The organism is Bacillus mycoides, from assembly GCF_018742245.1.
In the GTDB taxonomy this organism is placed as follows: Bacteria; Bacillota; Bacilli; order Bacillales; family Bacillaceae_G; genus Bacillus_A; species Bacillus_A cereus_U.
On record NZ_CP036132.1, the window covers coordinates 489,026 to 512,656 of the forward strand.

The window sequence follows — 23,631 nt, forward strand, 5'->3', positions numbered from 1 at the left end:
TTTTTGCGCAAAAGGTTTAAAAAAATAAAAGCACCTGTATAGGTGCTTTTTAGCGTATATCTTCAATTAGTTGTGCACATTCATCATCAGGCATACTGTACTCACTTAAAACTTGAATACAAAGCCATTTCAGTTCTTCAATACTATGCTCAAGTTCTTCGGGAAGTACATGGTAAATGTCTTCAAGTCCCATTCCGAAATGAATAAGTTCTAGTACTTGATCATCGATGTTCCGATCCATTAATAGTTCAAGCACTTCTAAATTGAATATGTATCGGTGAGCTTCATCGAGTGAAACAACTTTTAGTTTCAAACTTTCTACAATACTCAATATGAAAAGGAGAATTGTTTTTTCGAGAACAGGTTGTTTCTCCATTTGAAATATGAGTTTCATCTTTTACACCTCCACATACAGCGCTAGGTTGTACTATATTATTCAGGAGGGGGGAACAAATATGCATAATAAAGAGAACTTTTATTACTGTTTTTTTGAATTGTGTTGATGCCTAGTAGAACGGACTTTTTCGTGAAATAAAAAATCCTGCCAATATAGCAGGATAACTTCTAAATTAAAACATACTCCAACCTTCTTGGGCAGAAAGTAATTCGAGAATTTTAAAACCAGCGATACTATTTCCGTTTGCATCTAAAGCTGGTCCGAAAATACCGATTCCCATTTCGCCTTTTACGCAGCCGAAAATGCCGCCCGCTACACCACTTTTTGCAGGGATTCCAACACGAATTGCAAATTCACCAGATTCATTATACATCCCGCAAGTAACCATAAATGTTTTACAGATTTTCGTAATATGTTTAGGGATGATCTGTTTCTTTTTATATGGATCATATCCATCCATTGCAAAAATTAAGCCAATACGTGCTAAATCGATACAGTTTACTTCAACTGCACATTGACGAGTGTATAAATCCATAAGTTCTTCAATATCACAATCGATAATGCTGTTTTGTTTCATATAGTAACAAAGTGAACGGTTCAAGTAAGCAGTCTCTAATTCTGAATTAGCAACTGTAGAAGAATAATTAATAGTAGGATTATCTGTTATTTCACGTACAAAATGAAGAATATGCTCCATTTTTTCTTCGTTATCTTTTCCAGCTAACATGCTTGTAATAGCTAGTGCTCCTGCATTAATCATTGGATTAAGAGGTTTGGAAGGACTTGTCGTTTCTAACTTAATAATAGAATTAAAAGGGTCACCAGTTGGCTCCATTCCGACTTTAGAAAATACATATTCTTCACCACGATCTAAAAGGGCAAGTGCAAGTGTAATTACTTTGGAAATACTTTGAAGAGTAAATAGTGTTTGTGAGTTGCCAGCATGGATATATTCTGTTTCTTTATGGAAAATGGCAATCCCTAAATCAGCTGGATCTGCATTTCCTAGTTCGGGGATATAAGTAGCAAGTTTTCCTTTTTTCGTATATGGTTTTACTTGTTCTAACAACTGCCGTAAGTTGTTTGTTTCAATGCACTGCATAGTACCAACGCTCCTATTTCGAATTAACTAAGTTTACTTTTCCCGATATGCTCGGAAATAAATAATAACATGAAAAAGTGGAATGATAAAACGAAAGTTAAATGTTTATAGTGAGTTTTCAGTGCCAATGATCTGCTATTAAAAAAGGAGAATTTTCCTTTTATATAACAGTTTAGAAATAGAAAACTTATCCATAAAAAGTTCGGAAATAAAAACTACACATCTATACAACTATATGTTATTATGGTTATGTAATAGAAAGCGTTTTCTAAAGCGTACTTATAATGATAACGATTTCATAAATTTGATAGGGGGAATTAAAATGTTGCAGTTTTTACAACGTATTGGTAAAGCGTTAATGCTTCCAATCGCCGTACTACCAGCAGCAGGATTATTGCTTCGTTTAGGGCAAGAAGATGTATTTAATATTCCTGTTATGGCACAGGCCGGTGCAGCAATTTTTGATAATTTAGCACTTATTTTTGCAATTGGTGTTGCAATCGGTTTGTCTATTGATGGTAGTGGAGCAGCAGGACTTGCTGGGGCAATAGGATATCTTGTTTTACAAAATACAACGAACGCTCTAAGTAAGGCATATTCAGCAGCAGAGCTGAATGATAAATTAAAAAGTGTTCAGGATTTAGTCGGTTCAGCAGATCCAACTAAATTAGCAGATACAATGACAAAAGTTTCAAAAGCAGCGGCGTTAACGCCAAAAATAAATATGGCCATACTTGGTGGTATTATTGCTGGGGTTGTTGCGGGGTTACTATATAACAAATTCCATAAGATTAAATTACCAGAATGGTTAGGTTTCTTTGCGGGGAAACGTTTCGTACCAATCATTACTTCTATTGTAATGCTTCTTCTAGGATTAGTATTCGGTCAAATTTGGCCAACAATTCAAAGTGGTATTGATGCGGTAGCACACGGCATCGTGAACTTAGGTTCAGTTGGTGCTGGTTTATTCGGATTATTAAACCGTTTATTAATTCCAATCGGTTTACACCATGTAATGAACACATACTTCTGGTTTGTACTTGGTGACTTTACAAACGCAGCTGGTGATATCGTTCATGGTGATATTGCACGCTTCTTTGCAAAAGATCCATCAGCAGGTATGTTTATGACTGGTTTCTTCCCAATCATGATGTTCGGTTTACCGGCAGCATGTTTCGCAATGATTGCGGCTGCTAAACCAGAAAAACGTAAAATGGTTACAGGTATGTTAGGTGGTCTAGCATTAACTTCATTCTTAACTGGTATTACAGAACCAATTGAATTCTCATTCATGTTCTTATCACCAGTATTATATGGTATTCATGCAGTATTAACAGGTCTTTCTTTATTCATTACAACGACACTTGGCATTCATGATGGTTTCTCATTCAGTGCCGGTGCAATCGATTACGTTTTAAACTTTGGTATTGCAACAAAACCAGTATTATTAGCGGGAATCGGTTTAATTTACGCAGCAATTTACTTTGCAGTATTCTACTTCTTAATTAAGAAGTTCGACTTAAAAACTCCTGGTCGTGAAGATGAAGATGAGTTAGCTGAAGAGGGTGATGCACCAGTTGCAGGTTCAATTGGTGAAACTTACGTAGCTGCTTTAGGCGGAAAAGAGAACTTAGCAGTTATTGATAACTGTGCAACTCGTCTACGCTTACAAGTGAAAGATGCAAGTTTAGTAAATGAATCAGCATTAAAACGTGCCGGTGCAAAAGGTGTTATGAAATTAAGTAACACAAGTGTACAAGTTATCGTAGGTACAAACGTTGAATCAGTTGCCGATGATATGAAAAAACACGTATAGATAGTTAGATAAGAGGATATCCCAAAAGATTGATAACATCAGTCTTTTACAGGATATCCTCTTTTATTATGTTGAAATTTCAAAGGGAATCTTACTTTTGTAAATTTTCTTTTTCTTTTTTATGCATATAGGTTGGTAATATGTTCAGCGCGTGATAAAGTAGGGATGATATAGAATGGAGTGTCTATAATCTACTGAAATGATTTGGAAAAAGTCTTGTGTAGATGAATTAAATTATCGGTAAATAAGGGGAAAAAGGTAATCATGGATCAGGAAAAAAATACTGTTAATGGGAAAGTAAGTCGTCCGATTGTATACATAAAAAGAACAATCATTCTAGCCCTACTACTTTCACTTGTATATTTCATGTATACAAAAATTGTTGCGCATAATAAAAAAGAGGAAACTTTAAAAGCAGCAGCAGAAATGAAGAAGCAAGAAGAGATAAAAAAGAAAGAAGAAATGAAAAGGCAAGAAGCTGAAAAACAAAGAAAACAAAAAGAACAGGAAGAACAGATAAAGCAGGCGCAAGTTATAGAGAAACCTGCTGAAGGACCGCCTCAAGAGATTAATGAAAACGCTCAATTGGATCAATATTTACAAAACGCAGGATTTAGTGGGACAGCTGTTATTGTGAAGAACGGAAAAGTTCTTTTGAATAAAGGATACGGTATGGCGAACAAAGAGAAGCAAGTACCGAATAATTCAGAAACAACCTTTTATATTGGCTCTATTTCAAAGGCATTTGTAGCGACCGCTATTATGCAATTGAAAGATCAGAATAAATTACAAGTAGAAGATACAGTAGCGAAGTATATCCCAGATTTTCCTCAAGGTAATAGCATTCAGCTAAAACATTTATTAACACATACATCAGGAATTCCTGAATATGAGCAGGGAACAGAAGATATCTCTCATGAAGAACTGATAAAGCGGATAGGGAATCAAAAGCGTATTGGCGGTCCAGGAGAGAAATGGAAGTATTCCGATTCGAACTACTCTATACTTGCTTACATTGCTGAGAAGGTAAGTGGACAACCGTTAGAAGAATATATTAAACAACATATTTTTGCTACTGCTGGTATGAAGCATTCTGGTTTTGGTAAAGCGTTAGAGCAAACAAGGTTCCCATCAACGGGCTATAAAATAGTGAATAACAACATGACAACACCTAACATTCCGAGCATGTCACAACTATATGGTTGCGGTGATATATATACAAGCGCGCATGATCTATATTTATTTAATGAAGCGCTATTCTCTGGAAAATTAATTTCAAAAGAGAGTTATGATCAAATGTTTACAGCCGTGAAAAAGGATTACGGATTTGGCTGGTATGTAGATCCAGGCAGTTATTCAAATCACGGTGTAATGCCAGGTTGGAATTGCTTAAATGGATTTAGTAAAAACGGAAGTGTGTATGTCGTTTTATTATCAAACATTCAAAATAACATTAAATCATTTGGTAAAGTGAATAACGACATTTATACAATGTTACGAAATATAGAAGTGTAAAAGACTGTCCTTTTGGATAGTCTTTTTTGCATTGAGGAAATATATGTGCGGTGCGATAATGAAATAAATGGAAAAGGGGGAGGTTTATGAGTATACATAAGCATCATGCACGCAATGCGAAACGAACTTTGTTTATAGCTATCATTGTATGGATTATCGTTGTAATTGGATTAGTTATGGAATATAAAAAAGGAACAATATTCACTTCAGATAAAGAAATCCTGAAATTAATAGGTATTTTGCTACCAGCGTTTGGATTACTAATATATAGTTTTATAGAAAAGCGAAGAGCAAAAATGCTTAAACAGGACAATTGTAATATAGGGAGCTCTAGATTATTTGAACAACAAAAGTTCGTTGTTCGTAGAGAGGTAGGGGTATTTCAAGTAATAACGTACTTTGGGTTAGATGGCAAGGCAGTAGGGTTTTTAAAAGAAGAGTATAATTCCGTTATTCAAAGTATATGGAAAGGTGCACTTTCTTTTCTTTTTAAGGGACTACATAAGCAACAATTTTATTTATATAATCAATCGGGAGAAAGATTGCTGCGTGTTCAAAAGAAGATGGGCGTGCGTAACTTCTATATATTTTATAGTATAAATGGAAAGAAAATTGGAGAGTTGAAACAAGTACTAAGTTTAACAAAATGGGAATGGATATTTTTAGAGATGAATGGTAAGGAAATTGGTAAAGTGACTGGGGACTTTTCAGCAACAATGCAGAAAATAGACTGGCAAGATGGAACACATATTGATGTGAAAGAAGATGGTATTCCGTTAGAAGCTGCAAAATATTTTTCGGCAAGTGGTGGATCCCTTGTTACAGCTTCTATATCCGAACAAGCAGAATTATCAAGAGCGGTATATTACGGCGTAGCTGCCATTGTGACAATTAAAAATTAAAGATTAGCAAAGAGATAGATGGGAAACCATCTATCTCTTTTTATGCTCTGAAACAATTATTTCTTTTAGAAAATGTATGCCTTACCTATCACAAAAAAAGCCTGCTTTGTATAAATTAAGATGTATGGATGTAAATTTTTATACTTTAAAAATAATAGGAGGAGAAGCGTATGTGTCTGTTCAGAAAATATTGGCACAAATTATCCAGACTGTTTAATAGACAATTAGGTTATTTTTTAGATGACAAGTTACTGCCTGCTGTGGAACGACTTTTATTTTCGCAAAACTTCGCGAGATTTATTCAAAGAAATTCTAAGCAAGCTACGGAAGAGTTTATAGAATCAAGTCAATTTCAATCTATTATTTGTAACATTTTAAAAGAATGCAATACATCACCTTTTAAAGAAATTGCAAAGCAATATTTAGGTAAAAACGTAGAAATTACTGTGACAGTTGGACAGTTAACAGGTGTTATTGTAGCAGTTGGTGACGATTTCTTAACGCTGCAAGAAGGAATAGGAACAGAAGTTTTATTACCATTTACAAGTATTATATCAATGAAAGAAGCGTAAGAAAGGAGACTTATATATGTTATTTACTGATGAATTGCGTAACCATGTTGGTGAATTAGTGCAAGTTGTAACAGCTGTTGAAATTGTAGCAGGTATTCTTTTATCTGTGACCGACGGGGCAGTAAGCGTTCGTACATCTCCTTCTTATGGACCACCTGAAGATGTACTTGTGCGTATTCCTATTATTGCTTATGTTCGCTTGGAAGGGTAAGAGTGATACAAGTATGAGAATATCAGTTATTATTCCAGCGCATAATGAAGCAAGTACTTTATCACAAGTTTTAGTAGAAGTGGAAAAGCTGAAGCCGTATGAAATTATTGTAGTAGATAATGGATCGACAGATGGAACGAAGGAAGTCGCATTACAGCATAGTTGCCATGTGATTTATTATCAACATTCTCTTGGCAATGATGTAGGAAGGGCAATTGGAGCTAGGGAAGCAAAAGGCGAAATTGTATTGTTTTTAGATGGTGACATCGTTATTGAGAGCAAAGAGCTACAACGTTTCGTGAAAGGAATTCAGCAGGGGCATCAAATTGTTGTGAATAATTTAACATGGTCTGTTTATTTAAAGATGAGACCACATTATACGACAGTTGGAAAATTCGTGTTGAATCGTTATTTGAATAAAAAAGAGCTTGTTGTTGGTTCTTTAATCGCAATTCCACATGCGATGAATCGGGATGTTATTGAGAATCTTGGGTGGTGGAATTTAGCAGATCCCGCATTATTTCAAGCGATGGTGATGTCTAGAGGAGTAGATATTGCCGATATGGCTTCGGTCGATGTAATTCACACGAATAAGGTTCGTCCTGTGCATACGGGTACATCACCTGGTTCTCCTTATCCGAAAGCGACTAGTCGTATTATGGGTGATCATTTACGTGCTTTGCAATATGTAATCGAAACATATGGTAAACGCGGCGGTTTTTCGGAGGGAAACAGGGATAGAGAGTTTATAGGGAAGTATAAACCAGTTTTATTACAAAGGAAAAAAGCGAAATACAGTGCGATTATACCAGTATCAGAAGAAAGAATGACTATAAGATCTGTCATACAAGAAGTGAAAAAAGCAGGTGTAGATGAAATTATAGTTGTTGCGAATGGAGCGGATGTAGAGACAATTAAACAAGCAAAACTAGAGAATGTTATTGTAGTTGAATTCGCGAAGGCACTTGGACATAATGTAGCTCGAGCGATAGGGGCTATGCATGCTACGGCAGATATTTGTTTATTTGTTGACGGTGATTTTGCTATTCCGGCAAAAAAGCTAATTCCATTTTTGCATGCTATTGAAGACGGAAATGATGTGGCGTTAAATGATTTGCAATGTTTGTTAGATATGTTTCACCCGGCAGATCCAATTAGTATGGGGAAATATTTCGTGAATTTGGTAGCGAAACGACCAGATTTATGGAACAACTCATTAACGGCAGTGCCACATGCTATGCATAAAAAGGTAATAGAGAAAATTGGATATGATTCTCTTATTATTCCACCATTAGCTCAAATGAAAGCTATTTTAGAAGAATGCTCTATTACAGCAGTGGAATTTGTAGATGTTATAAAAACAAATCGAGTACGTCCAGAGCAACACGGGTTTGTAAACGGACGAATTCCTGCATTTGATCGTATTTTCGGAGATCAGCTTGAGGCGATTGCTTATTTATTACAGCATACAGACGAGCGCGGAAGTTTTACAGATGGAGAAAGGGATAGAGATATAATACTACAATTGAGAAGGGAAGAAGAGAATATAGATGAATGCTAGTAGTAAAGTAACCATTATTGGATTAGGATATGTTGGCCTTCCTTTAGCGGTCCTTTTTGCAGAAAGAGGACATGCTGTACTTGGATTAGATAAGGATACTAGGAAAATAGAATCAATTATAAAAGGAGAAAGTTATATTCCTGATGTTTCTTCTAACATATTACAAAATTTATTGAACGAGAGAAAATTAATAGTAAATACACCAGATAAAGGTGTTGCGGAGTTCCAAAATAGTGAGTATGTTATTGTGACTGTGCCAACGCCAATTAATGAGCAGAAAGAACCAGATTTAAGTGCCCTCATTTCAGCCTCTTATTATATACAACAAAACCTTCAAAAAGGACAAACCTTCATTTTTGAAAGCTCCACATATCCAGGTACACTGGAGGAAGTTATCATTCCAATTATTTCTCAAACAGGTAAAAAGGTAGGAGAAGATTATTATATTGGCTATTCTCCAGAACGCATTGATCCAGCGAATAGCCAGTATTCAGTCCAAACTATTCCGAAAGTTATTAGTGGACAAACCGAGCGGTGTAAACAAAAAGTACAGGATTTGTATAGCGCTATATTTGATGTCGTCGTTCCAGTTAGCTCTCCGAAAGTGGCCGAGATGTGTAAGCTATTTGAAAATATTCAGCGCTTAGTTAATATTTCATTAGTAAATGAGTTAAATATACTTTGTGAAAGTTTGAATGTTAATTTTTATGAGGCGCTTGAAGCTGCATCTACAAAACCGTTTGGATTTACTCCATATTGGCCAGGTCCAGGGATAGGGGGACATTGTATTCCAGTAGACCCTTTATATTTTCAATGGAGAATAAAAAAGAGTGGAGCAATTAGTCAATTAATTGAGGCGGCACATGTAATTAATGAAGAAATGCCAGAGAAAATAATTGGGAAAATAAAAGGTATGGTGCAATCACCCGCAACGGTGTTAATTGTAGGGGTTGCGTATAAGAAAGATGTAAATGATCTGAGAGAATCACCAGCGTTGCCAATTATTCAATTATTAATAAAAGAAGGGTACAAGATAGAATATCATGACCCTTATATTTCTTCAGCGAAAATTGGGGATACACTATATCAATCCATTCCATTAGATGAACAAAGAATTAAACAAGCAGATTGTATTTTAATTGTAACTGATCACTCTAGTATCGATTGGAAGCTCTTTAAAGGAATTGAGCGATTAATAGATACACGTGGAATTATAAAGAAGGTGAGTGTATGAGTAAAAAATGTTTAATTACAGGTGGAGCAGGATTTATTGGATCGCATTTAGCTGAAGAATTGGTGAAAAGAGGTTATGAAGTTACTATTGTTGATAACTTCTATAAAGGAAAAAATAAATATCATAATGAGTTAATGAAAGAGATTTCAGTTATTCCAATAAGCGTGTTAGATAAAAGTTCAATTTATGAATTAGTAAATCAACATGATGTGGTGTTTCATTTAGCTGCAATTTTGGGAGTCAAAACTACAATGGAAAAAAGTGTAGAGCTTATTGAAACGAACTTTGATGGAACGAAAAACATTTTGCAAGCAGCATTAAAAGGGAAGAAGAAAGTAGTTTTCGCATCTACTTCGGAAGTATACGGAAAGGGAAAACCTCCATTCTCTGAAGAAGGAGATCGTTTATACGGTGCAACTTCCAAAATACGTTGGAGTTATGCAATTTGTAAAACGTTAGAGGAAACATTGTGTTTAGGGTACGCATTAGAAGGCTTACCTGTAACGATTGTTCGTTATTTTAATATTTATGGTCCAAGAGCGAAAGATGGTCCGTACGCAGGAGTAATTCCACGATTTATTCGTGCGGCTTTGCAAGGTGACGATATTCTCGTGTATGGAGATGGAAAGCAGACACGTTGCTTTACGTATGTAAGTGATGCGGTCGAGGCAACGATTCGTGCAATGGATGAAAAGGTAAATGGTGAAATTATTAATATAGGTTCTGAGAATGAAAAAAATATAAGGGAAGTAGCGGAAGATATAAAAAAAATAACGAAGTCTGTTTCCAAAATTGTGCACGTTCCATTTGAGGAAGTATATCCACATGGATTTGAAGAGATTCCAAATCGAAAGCCGGATGTAACGAAATTAAGAGAACTTGTTCAGTTTCAAGCGAAAGTAACGTGGGAACAAGGATTGAAAGAAACTATGAAGTGGTTTCGTGAAGAAAACCATGACTAAATCAGTATCTGTTATTATTCCAGCGTGTAATGAAATAGATACAATTTCTGATGTTATTCATTCAATAATACCTTTAAATCCATTGGAAATCATAGTAGTGACTAATGGGTGTACAGATGGAACAGATAAGGTCGCTGAAAATTTAGGATGTAAAGTTATTAATTATAGAGAGTCACTTGGGAATGATGTAGGGCGTGCAGTAGGTGCCAAACATGCAAAAGGTGACGTTCTATTATTTGTAGATGGTGATTTTGCTATTCGAACTTCACAATTGCAATTATTTCTTAATCCAATTTTATATGATCAGGCTGATGTAGTTTTAAATAATTTGGGCGCATTATTTTTAAAGAAACAAAGACCGCACTCTATTACAGTATGGCGCCAAATATTAAATGCAATGTTAGAGAAAGAAGAATTACAAATTGACTCTTTACTATCTGTACCTCATGCGCTGACGAAGGAAGTTGTGCAAAATATTGGATACGAATGTTTTGTTAATCCTATTGTGGCTCATCTACGTCTAGTACAAAGTAAATGGAGAATTAGCCGTCATTGTGCGATTGATGTTATTACTCCGAATAAATTTCGCCCACTCGAGCATGCTGCATACGGCACGAATCTTGCTCATTCCGAAAAACGAATGATAGGCGATCATATAGAAGCTGTAGCAGAGAGGATATTAGGCAGTGATACGCGCGGGGGATATTGCGATGGAAATAGGAAAAGAGATAGTGTCTACCATACTCTAAATTTTGAAGATTTTTATCAAGGGTGGGGCATTACATCTAATTTGTATAAAGGACAGCAATTATCGGTTATTATTCCTGTGCAAAATGAAGAGATGACGATTGGAAAGATTATAGAAGAGCTTCGCAAAATTGAACCATTGGAAATCATTGTTGTTGTAAATGGTTCGTCCGATAAAACGGCAACAATTGCAAAAGACAAGGGAGCAACAACAATTGTGTATAAAGAAGCACTTGGAAACGATGTGGGGCGTTCACTTGGAACTTATTTTGCAAAAGGAGAAATTGTTTTATTTATAGACGGTGATTTTGTTATCCCAGCTAGTGAGCTATATCCCTTTGCAAAAGCTATTGCAGATGGAACGGATGTCGCATTAAATGATTTAAATCATTATTTAGATTTGAGAGTACCACTTCATCTTGTAACAGCATTTAAATATGCATTAAATTTAGCTTGTGATAGAAAAGATTTAGGAGTAGGCTCTCTTATTGCTGTACCTAATGCATTTAGTCGTACTTGTTTGAAGGAAATAGGGTATAAATCATTATTGTCACCTTGTGTAGCACAAGTTAAAGCTGTACTCTCAGGTTTTGAAATCGCTTGTGTAAGTCGTATCGATGTTGATAAGATGAACCGTATTCGTCCCAGTGAACATTTCGCAAAAATAGGTCATCCTCCAGCTGTCCTTCGAATTATTGGTGATCATATAGAAGGATTAGAGCAATTAATTACATTAACAAACAGTCGTGGTGGATTTTATGCTGGAAATAGAAAAAGAGATGTTTTATAGTGGTAACAAAAAAAGTGTACAACGTATGTACACTTTTTTGCTCTGTTATAAAAACTATAACAGATTAGGAGATAAGAGTATTACAGCTCTACAATGGGTATCGTTCTTATATTACAAAATAGGACTCGTATATAAGGGTACCAAAAAAATACAATTAAAGAAAGGTTTAGTTATAAAGACTTTTACATGAAGTTAACACTACGGGCATAGTAGTTTGCTCAACATTTCACAAACATGTCACAACTATTTCGTCCACCTCCGAAAAAAAGTAGTATTCTAAGTGTGTAAGCTGTTATATAAAAAAACGCAGTCCTGTACTAATCAAAAATGGAGGAGATTAGGATGACTCAAGTATTAGAAAATGTAAAAAACGCGTGGGAAAACTTTAAAGGTGAAAAATGGAAAGCAGAGATTGATGTTCGCGATTTCATTTTAAATAATGTAAACGTTTACGAGGGAGAAGACTCTTTCTTAGCGGAAGCAACTGAAGCAACGAAAAAACTTTGGGATCAAGTAATGGATTTAACAACAAAGGAACGTGAAAACGGTGGCGTTCTTGATATGGATACAAAAATTGTTTCTTCTATTACATCACATGAACCAGGATATTTAAATAAAGATATTGAAAAAGTGGTCGGTTTCCAAACTGATAAACCATTTAAACGCTCTTTACAACCGTATGGTGGTATTCGTATGGCGGAACAAGCTTGTGAAGCGTATGGATATGAAATGGATAAAGAACTTAGCAAGATTTTCAGAGACTGGCGTAAAACTCATAATCAAGGTGTATTTGATGCATACACACCAGAAATGAAAGCGGCTCGTAAATCAGGTGTTATTACTGGTCTTCCAGATGCATATGGACGTGGACGTATTATCGGTGACTATCGCCGCGTAGCGCTATATGGTATAGATCATTTAATTGAAGCGAAAAAAGCTGATTATAATTTAACTGGCGGTGTAATGAGCGAAGATACAATGCGTTTACGCGAAGAATTATCTGAGCAAATGCGTGCACTTCAAGAGTTAAAACAGATGGCTGCTTCTCATGGATTCGATATTTCTAAGCCAGCTACAAATGCACAAGAGGCCTTCCAATGGTTATACTTTGCTTATCTTGCAGCAATTAAAGAGCAAAACGGGGCAGCAATGAGCCTTGGACGTACCTCTACATTCTTAGATGTTTACATTGAAAGAGATTTAGCAAATGGTACTTTAACAGAAGAAAAAGCACAAGAAATTGTTGATCATTTCATTATGAAATTACGTCTTGTGAAATTTGCAAGAACACCTGATTACAATGAACTATTCTCTGGAGATCCAACTTGGGTAACTGAATCTATCGGTGGTATGGCGTTAGACGGTCGTCCGTTAGTAACAAAAAACTCATTCCGTTTCTTGCATACATTAGATAATTTAGGACCAGCACCAGAACCAAACTTAACAGTTCTTTGGTCTAAACAATTACCGCAAAACTTTAAAAACTACTGTGCAAAAATGTCTATTAAAACATCAGCAATTCAATATGAAAATGATGACATTATGCGTTCTGACTACGGTGATGACTACGGTATTGCTTGTTGTGTATCAGCAATGAGAATTGGTAAACAAATGCAGTTCTTCGGAGCACGTGCAAACTTAGCGAAAGCATTACTATATGCGGTTAACGGTGGTAAAGATGAAAAGTCAAAAGCACAAGTTGGTCCTGAATACGCACCAATTACTTCTGAAGTATTAGATTATGAAGAAGTTATGCGTAAATTCGATATGACAATGGAATGGTTAGCTGGTCTATACTTAAATACATTAAATGTAATTCACTATATGCACGATAAATATAGCTATGAACGTATTGAAATGGCACTTCATGATACAAATGTTCTTCGTACAATGGCAACAGGTATCGCTGGATTATCTGTAGTAGCAGACTCTTTAAGTGCAATTAAATACGCAAAAGTAAAACCAATTCGTGATGAAAATGGTATTGCAGTTGATTTCGAAATTGAGGGAGATTTCCCTAAATACGGTAACAATGATGATCGTGTAGATGAAATCGCAGTAAATCTTGTGAAAACATTTATGAACAAGATTCGTAAACATAAAACATACCGTAATTCTGTTCATACAATGTCAATCTTAACAATCACATCTAACGTTGTATACGGTAAGAAAACTGGTAACACTCCAGATGGACGTCGTACTGGAGAACCATTTGCACCGGGCGCAAACCCAATGCATGGCCGTGATACAAAAGGTGCATTAGCGTCATTATTATCTGTAGCTAAATTACCATATGAAGATGCACAAGATGGTATTTCAAATACATTCTCTATTATTCCAAAAGCACTTGGTAAAGAAGATGATGTACAAGTACGCAACTTAGTATCTATGCTTGATGGATATGCAATAAAACAAGGACACCACTTAAATATTAACGTATTTAACCGTGAAACATTAATGGATGCAATGGAGCACCCTGAAAAATATCCACAATTAACAATTCGTGTATCTGGTTACGCTGTTAACTTTATTAAATTAACTCGTGAACAACAAATTGATGTAATTAACCGTACAATGCATGAAAGCATGTAAGTGAAAAAAGTGTCCCTCCGCTTTTAATATATAGCGGAGGGAGGCTGTTTCAATAAAGGAGGAAGTAACATGGTAAAAGGAAGAATACATTCTGTAGAGTCTTGTGGTACTGTTGATGGCCCTGGGATTCGTTATGTCATATTTACACAAGGGTGTTTATTACGTTGTCAATATTGTCATAATGCTGATACGTGGGAAATCGGTAAAGGTAAAGAAATAACAGTTGAAGAAGTGATACAGGATGTGACATGTTACCTTCCATTTATTGAAGCTTCTGGAGGCGGTATAACAGTTAGCGGTGGAGAGCCACTATTGCAGCTAGACTTCCTAATTGAGTTGTTTAAAAAGTGCAAAGAAGCTGGTATTCATACAACAATCGATTCTTCGGGAGGTTGTTATTCTGAAGAACCAGAATTCCAAAATAAGCTAGATATTTTAATGGATTATACAGATTTAGTTTTATTGGATTTGAAGCATATTGATTCAAAGAAACATCGTAAATTAACAGGGAAACCAAATGAACATATTTTACAATTTGCTCGTTATTTATCGGATAAAAAGAAACCAATTTGGGTAAGACATGTATTGGTTCCCGGTGTTACCGATGGTGAAGAGGATTTACAAAATTTATCAAACTTTATTCAAAGTCTATCTAATGTTAAGAAAGTGGAAGTGTTGCCATATCATAAACTCGGTGTTTATAAATGGGAGGCACTTGGACATAAGTATCCACTTGCGGATGTGAATCCACCGACAGAAGAAAATGTTGAGCATGCGAAATATATTTTAAAAGCAGTCTAATCCAAATATTGGATTAGGCTTTTTGTTTCTTTATCCTGCTATTTGTGGGCAGCCCGATTGATGAAGGCTAATAATCAGTGGGGGATGAATAACCCCCCCACTGATTAAAGTTTCACTTTATAATAAAATCTAGAGTATATATTTAGAAAAGAGTATACTGAAGAGAGAATATCCATATTTTTGTAAAGGATAGGCGGAGAAATTTACATAATTGTAAAGGGAAATCAAAATAGTAAAAAGAATTAAGAAGTAAAAGAGTGAGTATCATGAAATATAGAACATTTGTAAGTTATTGCGAAAGCTCTTATAGGAAAGTATAATGTAAAGATATGAGCACAGATAGGATTAAGGGGTCAATCTTATATGCTTTGCATATCCACGACAGGTACATAGCTAACAGGGGAATATTGGAATCCGAGTATGTAATGTTTAAGGAAAATGTTTTTCCTATTGTCGTATATGCAATATGGAGAAACAAAAAGCTAGGAGTGGATTTGTTTGATAAAAAACCCCAAGGTTTTAATATTAACTGCACATTACGGTAACGGTCATGTGCAAGTAGCGAAAACATTAGAACAAACCTTTCGTCAAAAAGGAATCAAAGATGTAATAGTATGCGACTTGTTTGGAGAATCACATCCAGTTATAACCGATATTACAAAATATTTATATTTAAAAAGCTATACGGTAGGAAAAGAATTATATCGTTTGTTTTATTATGGTGTAGAGAAAATTTATGATAAAAAAATAGCATCTTGGTATGCGAATTTTGGGAGAAAGCGTTTGAAGACGCTATTACAGGTGGAGAAACCGGATATTGTTATTAATACCTTTCCAATCATCGCTGTACCAGAATTGAAAAAGCAAATAGGTATTTCTATTCCTGTTTATAACGTATTAACGGATTTTTGTGTGCATAAAATATGGATCCATCGAGAAGTAGATCGTTATTTTGTAGCAACCGATCATGTGAAAAAAGTGATGGTTGATATCGGTGTACCTGCAGAGCAAATTGTTGAAACAGGGATTCCGATTCGCAGCAGTTTTGAGCTAAAGATAAATCCAGCAATTATATATAATAAATATCAGTTATGTAAGGATAAAAAGATGTTACTAATTGTAGCAGGTGCTCATGGTGTGCTAGGGAGTGTAAAAGAGCTATGCCAGTCATTTATGTCAGTACCAAACTTACAAGTAGTTGTCGTTTGTGGGAAAAACGAAGCTTTAAAGCAGGATTTAATGGAACTACAGGAACAAAGTTCTGATGCTTTAAAAGTATTTGGTTATGTTGAAAACATTGATGAGTTGTTCCGTGTTACTTCTTGTATGATTACGAAGCCAGGTGGTATTACATTAAGCGAAGCAGCAGCATTACAAGTACCTGTCATTTTATATAAACCTGTCCCAGGACAAGAGAATGAAAATGCGTTGTATTTTGAAAAAAAAGGGGCTGCAGTTGTAATTCGTGATGATAGTGAAGTTTTTGCAAAAACAGAGGCGTTATTACAAGATGATATGAAGCTTCTTCAAATGAAAGAAGCAATGAAAAGTATTTATCGTCCTGAGCCAGCTGGTCATATTGTGGATACAATTTTGGCAGAAAATCATGCAGAGCCGAATCATATACCTATTAAATCACCAGCTCTTGCCGAATCTTTTACTTAATATGAAACCCCTCTTTTAAGCATTTAAAGAGGGTTTTTTTATTGTTGTAAAAAAAGTAAACGTGAATTATTAACTTATCCCGCTATTTGCGGGCAGTAAGACCCCTACCTCAAAATTCAGCGAAAGCAAAGAAGTTAGGTGGGGGATCAACTGCCCGTAAAAGCCCGATTGGTGAAGGCTAATAATCGACAAACCCCCGCTGATTACAGTTTCACTTTATCCACAACGGATTGCGCTTCTATTAGACAGTAAAGTCGGAATATTAACAACTATATCCACATAGTCCACAATTTTTAGAAAATTATCCACAATTCTCACGTTTAGAATTCATTTAAATAGATGAATTCGTAAAATACTTTTGGAATTTATGCACAATTCTACGATTTTTGTGGATAAAGTTATCCACAAAAAAGATTCCTTATTTATAAGGAACCTTTTTTGCTAATCTATTGGAAGATCTTATGTAATGAAACTGAATAATTAGGGGGGAAACCTTCTAATTATTCAGTTTCACTTTAAATGCTTTTTGAGCGATAGCCCGCTGCACGATCTGCTTTTCGAAATTCTCGTTGATAGAGAACTTCTTGTGTACTAGATAATGTGTTTTTTGCTTTATCACGTTTCTTTTTATCCATTACAAATCACCTCGTGTCCTAAAGTCACTATCTATCGTTTCCAAAGACATGGGGTGATATACATATATGTCAAACTAGAAAAGATTAATTATCATTTCTGAATTTTTAGATTACGCTTCTTTTAATTGGTGTGCTTCTTGGAATGTTGTATCTCGCATTGTTGCAAGTGTATATTGATCTTTTGGAATTTCATATAAATTATATACTTCTTCATGCGCGTTAATTTCATCATAAACGGCTTTTCTTGTTTCGTTTGCTAGATTTACATATTGTAGTTTTTCGGCAGCCTTAATAGACCGGATATTTATTTTACGAATACGCATAAAAATCGTTTCAATATCTAATTCGTAGAAAAGTTCGCTAAAAAATGAATCTTTCGCTAATTTATTATATCCTTTGCCATGATAGGGTTTGCCAAGCCAGGTTCCAAGGAATCCGGCTTTTTCTTGCACATCAAATAAAGTAATTGTACCGATAGGGTTACCCCATTCATCTAAAATTGTGCGTGAGATTAATTCTCCACGCTCTTCGGCTTCAATTGTTTGTTTCGTTAAAAATAAATATTCTTCATAAGAATAAGCCTTTTGACGCACAAAAGGGAAGACAGCTGGATCCACCATTAACTCGTATAGAACGTGGCTGTCGTGTAAGTCGCGTTTTTTCAACACACTAACTCCTCCTCACACGAGGGTAGCATGACGAAAAAACACCCACCCTCGAAATTTTTATATCAATCTTTAAAAAATTTCGGGGTGGGAATCGAACCCACTAGAACCAGTTTATAACGCTGGTGGCGCACCATTTGCCTTCCCCATTCATCAATTTGAAAATGATAATCACGACACAAATTGATTATGGTTTCATTCAGTTTATAATCGTATAATACTTTATCTAGTCAAAAAAATAAACTAGTTTTTTTTATTTTTTTTGTAAATTATTTTTCCGTCAATCATGGTGAGTACAGGCTTGGCTAAATAATGGAAAGGATGGTGAGTCCATAACACGAGATCAGCATCTTTTCCAACTTCAATGCTTCCAATTCTATTCTCTAAACGTAAATTACGAGCTGGAAAAATAGTTATTCCTTCCAAGGCAGTTTTTTCATCTAATCCTTCTCGAACAGCGATAGCGGCACAAACATTTAAATATTGAATGGGTGTATAAGGGTGATCTGTTGTAATAGAAACTTCTATGCCACTTTTCGATAATATATGATAAGTATCCCATGTTTTGTTTTTAAGCTCGATTTTCGAACGTCGTGTAAGGGTCGGACCAACTGAAATCTTTAAATTATGTTTCGAAAGTTCCTCAACAATAAAGTGTCCTTCTGTACAATGTTCAATACGTAAATCAAGATTGAATTCTGTCGCAAAGCGTAAAGCTGAAGTGATATCATCTGCGCGGTGAGCGTGGATACGTACTGGTATTTCTCGGCGGAGTGCTTTTAAAATAGGGAGCATTCGAAAATCAGCTTCATGCCCGTAGTGTTGTGCGTCATAGAATGTTTCACGAAGTAACCCCATAATTCCCATACGTGTTATTGATTCTTTTGTGCCGTTGCTATGGACCTTTTTAGGGTTTTCTCCAAAGGCAATTTTTAAACCAGCGGGTTCCTGAATAATCATATGATCAATACAAGTTCCAGCAGTTTTTATTACACAAGTAGTACCGCCGATAATATTTTGGCTTCCGGGCATAACGTGAACAGTCGTAACCCCATTTTGTACAGCGTCTTGAAATGCAATATCAAAAGGATGGATCCCGTCTAAAGAACGGATATGTGGTGTTGAAACTTCAGATGTTTCATTTGCATCATTACCAGCCCAACCAGTGCCTTCGTCATAGAGACCAAGATGAGTATGCACATCAATAAATCCAGGTAAAAGATGAAGAGCTCGTGCGTCGATAACAGTCATATCTTGAGTAGGCTTAATATAAGGTTTGACCTCGGTGATTCGTTCTCCTGTAACCAGTACATCTCCTTGAAATTTTGGAGAGGTAATAGGATATACGATGGCTTGTTTGAGCAATGTTTTCATAGGTACCTCGTTTCTGTTACTTTGTAATATTTAGTGTAAGTTAAGACAAAGTAACTGAAAGGTTGTTCGTGTAGTAATGCTCCGGAGTTTAGAAAGTGAGAAGTTTTGAAGGAGATAAACTACCCGTAAAACTATTTTAGAAGTACTACATTGTATGCAAGAGTATATTTTGTAATGCATGGTTAACTGTAGGAAATGTGTATCGATATCCATGTTCAATCGCTTTATTGGGTAATACATGTTGCCCTTCTAATACAAGTATACTCATCTCACCGAGTAAAGCGCGCAGTACAAATGAAGGAACAGGTAACCAATGAGGTCGCCTAGTTATAGTGGCAATAATTTCACCGAACTCTTTCATCCGTATTGGCGTTGGCGCTGTAATATTAAAAGGTCCGTCAATTTTTTTTGTGTGAATGATGAAATCAATCATGCGAACGACATCGTCTATATGAATCCATGATAACCATTGGTTTCCAGATCCAATTGTCCCCCCAATATATAATTGATAGGGAAGTAGCATTTTTGGAAGAGCTCCTCCGTCTGCACCTAATACGACTCCAAATCTTGAGTAGATTGTTCTTATTCCAAGAGAACGTGCTTTAGATGCTTCTTGCTCCCATAAAAATACTGTTTCTGCTAAAAAGTCATTTCCGGGAGTTTCTTGTTGCTCAGTAAAAGACTCTGTTTCAGATGTTCCATAGTATCCAATAGCGCTTGCGTTAATAAATGTGTGTGGTTTTGTTGCGAGTGCTTGTAATTGTTTCATGAGTCCTTTTGTTGTTTGAATCCTACTGTTTAAAATTGTTTCTTTTTGTTTCTTTGTCCATCTACTATTAATAGACTCTCCAGATAGATTAATAACTACATCGATAGAGGAGAGGGGGAAGGTCTGTAAATCCGGTGTCCACTGTACGTATTGAAGGTTAGTATGTGAAGTTTCAGCAGTTTTTTTTCGAGTAAGAATGTAAACAGTATACCCCTTTTGAATAAAAAAATTAGAAAGGTATTTGCCGATAAAGCCAGAGCCACCAGAAATTGCGATTTTCACAATCATTTCCTCCTCATTATATATATTCTTGAAAAGCAAAAACGTTCCTTGACTATGTTAAAATAATAGAGAGGTGAGAGTATGGCTGTCATTACAAAAATAGAAGTGCAAAAACGATCGAAAGAACGATTTAATATTTATATTGATAAAGGCCAAGGTGAAGAGTACGGGTTTAGTGTCAATCAATCAATCTTAATGAAACATGGGTTACAAAAAGGCTTAGAAATTGATGAAGTAGCGTTAGGAAATATTTTGTACAATGAAGAGGTACAAAAAGCATATTTACAAGCAATTTCCTATTTATCCTATCAAATGAGAACAAAACAAGAAATAGAAGATTTCTTACGAAAAAAAGAAGTGGGACAGGCCATCATCTCTGAAGTCATTTCGAAATTATTACATGATCGATATATTAATGATAAAGAGTACGCGATTTCATACGTGCGAACGCAAAGTAATGTGAATCAAAAAGGTCCAACTGTTATTAGGAGAGGGCTATTAAGTAAAGGTGTTCAGGATTTAATCATTACACATAGTTTACAAGAGTATCCAAAGGAGAAGCAAATTGAGAATGCTTTGTTTCTTATAGAAAAGAAAAAAAAATCTTATCAAAAGCATTCATTTTTACAAATGAAACAAAAATTAGAAGAAATGCTTGTTCGTAAAGGGTATTCTAGAGAGGTAATTCAAATTTGTTTGGAAGAATTGAAAGACGAAAAAGATGACGAACAGCAACAAGAAGCGTTACACTATCATGGGAATAAATATTATGAAAAATATAAGAAGTATGATGGTTGGACATTCGAAAATAAGGTGAAGCAAGCGTTATATCGAAAAGGATTCTCTATTGATGAGATAGATATATTTTTACAAATGAAACGTGAAGAGGGATGAGGAAATAAGATGGGTATGCCAAAACGCTACAGTGAAATGACGCCACATGAGCTAAGGGAAGAAATTGGGGTTTTGAAGGAGCAAGCAGTAAAGGCTGAGCAACTTGGAATTGTAAATGAATTCGATGTATTAATGAGAAAAATGGCTATGGCTCGTGCTTATATGATAGATATAAATAAATTCCATATTGGTGAGACATATGAATTAGTAGAAGAACCTGGTGTGGTATTTAAAATTACGTATTTCAATGGGGTATTTGCTTGGGGATATAAGCAAAATGATAATGAAGAGATTGGAATACCAATTTCCTTGCTGCAGGAAAAATAAAAACCAGAGAGTGAATATCTCTCTGGTTTTCATCTTTGGTAGGCGTTAAAGGAGATAGGAGATTCTAAAATTGGCGTTTTTTACATTCGTTTGCCAGTATAATGAGAGACTGGGTTTGTTGCGTCTGTCCATTAACTTGCGCTTTCGCATGTTTTGGACGAGTCCACGTATGGTTAAATAATTCAGAACGACGATCTAAATGGTCACGGTAGCTCATCTTTATCACCTCGTGTAGGAAGTTAATTTAGTTTGTTACTGTACTACTCTTCCTGCTGATTTGCAGCACGCATACGTTCTTGTGGGTGCGTGTTAATTGTGCCGTTAGATCTTTTCGAAGCGAAGCGTGATTTCGCTTTCGGTTGACCTTCGATTTTGCTGTTGTTTTTTGACTCAGACCAAAATTCGGCTTGTCTACCCATTAAGGACGCCCCCTCATTATCAGTCGATACCTCTTTAAGAAGTATCACTTATAGAATGTGCAAAATAGAAGAAACTATCCTTTAGAAATTAAGGGAATAAATAGGTAAAAGGAGAATAGAACATGAATGATATTTATGAAACATTAACGAAAGAATTATTAGATAAGAATGACAACCTTTCTTACGCACAAGCTCGTGCATGGGTTGAATTACTGTGGGAAGACTTCCGAACAACTTATGCTAAATCAGGTCGTTACCAAGGTGAGGAAATGACTGAGCAAGTGGTACGAACATGGATTAATAATCATGGAAGTCGCCTTCATGAAATGCGTACAAATAATCCGAAGTATAGCCATTTAATCAATCAAGAAGATCATTTGAAACATTAAAAAAAGCGACTTAGGTCGCTTTTTTTAATGTGGAAGCAATTCTAGTTTTTTTCGAAGTTTTTCTTCGCTGAAAATCCATCCTGTATAGGAACTAATAATATTTAAATTTTGATCGAGCTGAACGATTGCGACGAATGGATAATAATCTTTACTTCGATACCGTAAATCAATAAATCGAACTTCATAATAGTTATCATAATCGAAAATATCCCAGCGATATACAGGTGAGAAAGATAAGAAAGCAGATATATTTTCATCTCGCACAGCAGCTTGCATAATGGCAGTATTCGGGAACGGTACGCGATTAAATTTATCGTATACAAGGATGTTACCGCGGTGCCATCTTGCGACGTAGTAATGTTCAGTTGTAACGACAGCTAAATGGTAATGGTAAAATTTGTAAGAAGGAGAAATAATTACTTTCTCTACATTTTTGAAACGTTTGTATACTACACTTTTGATATTTCGATGCATCATAATGCGGCCGATGTAGTAAACAAACATTAATATATACGCTGCTAAAGCAGTATAGCCTTTATGTGCTCCGACAAGCATACAGGCGATAGCGAGTATATGGATAAAGAAAATGACAGTATCAAACGTATTAATTATGCCGAGCGCTACCCATTTTTTTGTGAAGGGCCTTAATGCCTGTGTACCATAGGCATTGAAAATATCCACAAAGACATGAAGAAAGACGGCAATAAATGACCAAAGTAGTAGATGCAGATAGGGAGCGTCTGAAAAGAAGGCGAAAGAGATGCCACTTATAAGGAGTGACCAAAGAATCACTGCAGGAATGGAATGAGTAATCCCACGATGATTTCTTATATATTTAGCGTTATTACGCAATTTTAAAACTGTATCGATGTCAGGAATATTGGAACCAGCAATTGTTGCAAGCATCACTGCTTGTGGCCCAATATCACTTTGTGCTATAGCCGGATCTAATGTTGCCAAACTGCCTAGAGTAACGCCCATAACAAGGTGAGTGGCTGTGTCCATAGAAA

The 23,631-nt window shown here is 35.6% G+C and carries 25 protein-coding genes; 16 read left to right on the forward strand and 9 right to left on the reverse strand.

Going from position 1 to position 23,631, the window contains the following annotated elements; all coding sequences use genetic code 11:
* Positions 1 to 49 precede the first annotated feature (49 nt).
* Both EXW56_RS02475 and glsA read right to left on the reverse strand, forming a co-directional pair.
* On the reverse strand, positions 50 to 394 hold the full coding sequence (locus tag EXW56_RS02475) for a DUF3969 family protein (protein ID WP_002201863.1): 345 nt from the start codon (positions 392 to 394) through the stop codon (positions 50 to 52).
* 175 nt (positions 395 to 569) lie between these two features.
* A complete protein-coding gene (gene glsA / locus EXW56_RS02480; RefSeq protein WP_002201862.1) occupies positions 570 to 1,499 on the reverse strand; it encodes a glutaminase A in 930 nt (309 codons plus the stop codon).
* Between the two features lie 322 nt (positions 1,500 to 1,821).
* On the opposite strand from glsA, the gene nagE reads away from it, so the two are divergent.
* The 13 genes from nagE to EXW56_RS02545 all read left to right on the forward strand — a co-directional run bounded on the left by nagE (position 1,822) and on the right by EXW56_RS02545 (position 16,867).
* The gene (gene nagE / locus EXW56_RS02485) at positions 1,822 to 3,315 is read left to right on the forward strand and encodes an N-acetylglucosamine-specific PTS transporter subunit IIBC (protein ID WP_002201861.1); all 1,494 of its coding nucleotides are present in this window, start codon (positions 1,822 to 1,824) and stop codon (positions 3,313 to 3,315) included.
* Between the two features lie 264 nt (positions 3,316 to 3,579).
* Positions 3,580 to 4,830, forward strand: coding sequence for a serine hydrolase domain-containing protein (locus EXW56_RS02490; protein WP_002201860.1), 1,251 nt, complete (start codon positions 3,580 to 3,582; stop codon positions 4,828 to 4,830).
* Between the two features lie 86 nt (positions 4,831 to 4,916).
* Positions 4,917 to 5,732: a hypothetical protein gene (locus tag EXW56_RS02495; protein ID WP_002201859.1), complete on the forward strand. Its 816-nt coding sequence runs from the start codon at positions 4,917 to 4,919 to the stop codon at positions 5,730 to 5,732.
* A gap of 170 nt (positions 5,733 to 5,902) precedes the next feature.
* Positions 5,903 to 6,304 (forward strand): LSm family protein, encoded by a 402-nt coding sequence (locus EXW56_RS02500; RefSeq protein WP_002201858.1) that lies wholly within the window; start codon positions 5,903 to 5,905, stop codon positions 6,302 to 6,304.
* Positions 6,305 to 6,320: 16 nt separating this feature from the next.
* Positions 6,321 to 6,515, forward strand: coding sequence for an LSm family protein (locus EXW56_RS02505; RefSeq protein WP_002029614.1), 195 nt, complete (start codon positions 6,321 to 6,323; stop codon positions 6,513 to 6,515).
* Positions 6,516 to 6,528: 13 nt separating this feature from the next.
* Positions 6,529 to 8,076, forward strand: a complete 1,548-nt coding sequence (locus EXW56_RS02510) for a glycosyltransferase family 2 protein (RefSeq protein ID WP_002201857.1) — start codon at positions 6,529 to 6,531, stop codon at positions 8,074 to 8,076.
* Positions 8,066 to 9,310 (forward strand): nucleotide sugar dehydrogenase, encoded by a 1,245-nt coding sequence (locus EXW56_RS02515; protein WP_002201856.1) that lies wholly within the window; start codon positions 8,066 to 8,068, stop codon positions 9,308 to 9,310. The genes EXW56_RS02510 and EXW56_RS02515 overlap by 11 nt, the downstream gene beginning before the upstream one ends.
* Positions 9,307 to 10,272 (forward strand): UDP-N-acetyl-alpha-D-glucosaminuronate decarboxylase, encoded by a 966-nt coding sequence (locus EXW56_RS02520; protein ID WP_002201855.1) that lies wholly within the window; start codon positions 9,307 to 9,309, stop codon positions 10,270 to 10,272. Before EXW56_RS02515 ends, EXW56_RS02520 begins: the two co-directional genes overlap by 4 nt.
* Positions 10,265 to 11,809: a glycosyltransferase family 2 protein gene (locus EXW56_RS02525; RefSeq protein WP_002201854.1), complete on the forward strand. Its 1,545-nt coding sequence runs from the start codon at positions 10,265 to 10,267 to the stop codon at positions 11,807 to 11,809. Before EXW56_RS02520 ends, EXW56_RS02525 begins: the two co-directional genes overlap by 8 nt.
* The gene (locus EXW56_RS02530; RefSeq protein ID WP_002201853.1) at positions 11,778 to 11,999 is read left to right on the forward strand and encodes a hypothetical protein; all 222 of its coding nucleotides are present in this window, start codon (positions 11,778 to 11,780) and stop codon (positions 11,997 to 11,999) included. Before EXW56_RS02525 ends, EXW56_RS02530 begins: the two co-directional genes overlap by 32 nt.
* 152 nt (positions 12,000 to 12,151) lie before the next feature.
* On the forward strand, positions 12,152 to 14,401 hold the full coding sequence (gene pflB, locus EXW56_RS02535) for a formate C-acetyltransferase (RefSeq protein WP_002113820.1): 2,250 nt from the start codon (positions 12,152 to 12,154) through the stop codon (positions 14,399 to 14,401).
* A gap of 69 nt (positions 14,402 to 14,470) precedes the next feature.
* Positions 14,471 to 15,202, forward strand: a complete 732-nt coding sequence (gene pflA, locus EXW56_RS02540; protein WP_002113822.1) for a pyruvate formate-lyase-activating protein — start codon at positions 14,471 to 14,473, stop codon at positions 15,200 to 15,202.
* Positions 15,203 to 15,700: 498 nt separating this feature from the next.
* Positions 15,701 to 16,867, forward strand: a complete 1,167-nt coding sequence (locus tag EXW56_RS02545; RefSeq protein WP_002113823.1) for a diglucosyl diacylglycerol synthase — start codon at positions 15,701 to 15,703, stop codon at positions 16,865 to 16,867.
* Positions 16,868 to 17,382: 515 nt separating this feature from the next.
* Here EXW56_RS02545 and EXW56_RS02550 read toward each other — a convergent pair.
* The 4 genes from EXW56_RS02550 to EXW56_RS02565 form a co-directional block, all read right to left on the reverse strand.
* Positions 17,383 to 17,502, reverse strand: coding sequence for a YfhE family protein (locus EXW56_RS02550; protein ID WP_000358484.1), 120 nt, complete (start codon positions 17,500 to 17,502; stop codon positions 17,383 to 17,385).
* 110 nt (positions 17,503 to 17,612) lie between these two features.
* Positions 17,613 to 18,170 (reverse strand): GNAT family N-acetyltransferase, encoded by a 558-nt coding sequence (locus EXW56_RS02555; protein ID WP_002091129.1) that lies wholly within the window; start codon positions 18,168 to 18,170, stop codon positions 17,613 to 17,615.
* A 240-nt stretch (positions 18,171 to 18,410) separates the two neighbouring features.
* Positions 18,411 to 19,541 (reverse strand): amidohydrolase, encoded by a 1,131-nt coding sequence (locus EXW56_RS02560; protein ID WP_002113826.1) that lies wholly within the window; start codon positions 19,539 to 19,541, stop codon positions 18,411 to 18,413.
* A gap of 145 nt (positions 19,542 to 19,686) precedes the next feature.
* Complete coding sequence (locus tag EXW56_RS02565; protein ID WP_215597160.1) at positions 19,687 to 20,592, reverse strand: TIGR01777 family oxidoreductase; 906 nt, start codon at positions 20,590 to 20,592, stop codon at positions 19,687 to 19,689.
* A gap of 81 nt (positions 20,593 to 20,673) precedes the next feature.
* Between EXW56_RS02565 and recX the strand changes: the two genes are divergently transcribed.
* On the forward strand, positions 20,674 to 21,486 hold the full coding sequence (gene recX, locus EXW56_RS02570; RefSeq protein ID WP_002113830.1) for a recombination regulator RecX: 813 nt from the start codon (positions 20,674 to 20,676) through the stop codon (positions 21,484 to 21,486).
* Between the two features lie 9 nt (positions 21,487 to 21,495).
* On the forward strand, positions 21,496 to 21,813 hold the full coding sequence (locus EXW56_RS02575; protein WP_002113842.1) for a YfhH family protein: 318 nt from the start codon (positions 21,496 to 21,498) through the stop codon (positions 21,811 to 21,813).
* Between the two features lie 64 nt (positions 21,814 to 21,877).
* Here the strand turns inward: EXW56_RS02575 and EXW56_RS02580 are convergent, their stop codons facing one another.
* Both EXW56_RS02580 and EXW56_RS02585 read right to left on the reverse strand, forming a co-directional pair.
* Positions 21,878 to 22,030 carry a YpzG family protein gene (locus tag EXW56_RS02580; RefSeq protein ID WP_002010325.1) on the reverse strand — a complete coding sequence of 51 codons (153 nt, stop codon included), beginning with the start codon at positions 22,028 to 22,030 and terminating at the stop codon, positions 21,878 to 21,880.
* 43 nt (positions 22,031 to 22,073) lie between these two features.
* A complete protein-coding gene (locus EXW56_RS02585; RefSeq protein WP_215597161.1) occupies positions 22,074 to 22,232 on the reverse strand; it encodes a small, acid-soluble spore protein K in 159 nt (52 codons plus the stop codon).
* A 122-nt stretch (positions 22,233 to 22,354) separates the two neighbouring features.
* Here EXW56_RS02585 and EXW56_RS02590 point away from each other — a divergent pair, with 122 nt between their 5' ends.
* Positions 22,355 to 22,621: a YfhJ family protein gene (locus EXW56_RS02590; RefSeq protein WP_002113846.1), complete on the forward strand. Its 267-nt coding sequence runs from the start codon at positions 22,355 to 22,357 to the stop codon at positions 22,619 to 22,621.
* Between the two features lie 24 nt (positions 22,622 to 22,645).
* Here the strand turns inward: EXW56_RS02590 and EXW56_RS02595 are convergent, their stop codons facing one another.
* Positions 22,646 to 23,626 (reverse strand): metal-dependent hydrolase, encoded by a 981-nt coding sequence (locus EXW56_RS02595; protein WP_002125060.1) that lies wholly within the window; start codon positions 23,624 to 23,626, stop codon positions 22,646 to 22,648.
* Positions 23,627 to 23,631 lie beyond the last annotated feature (5 nt).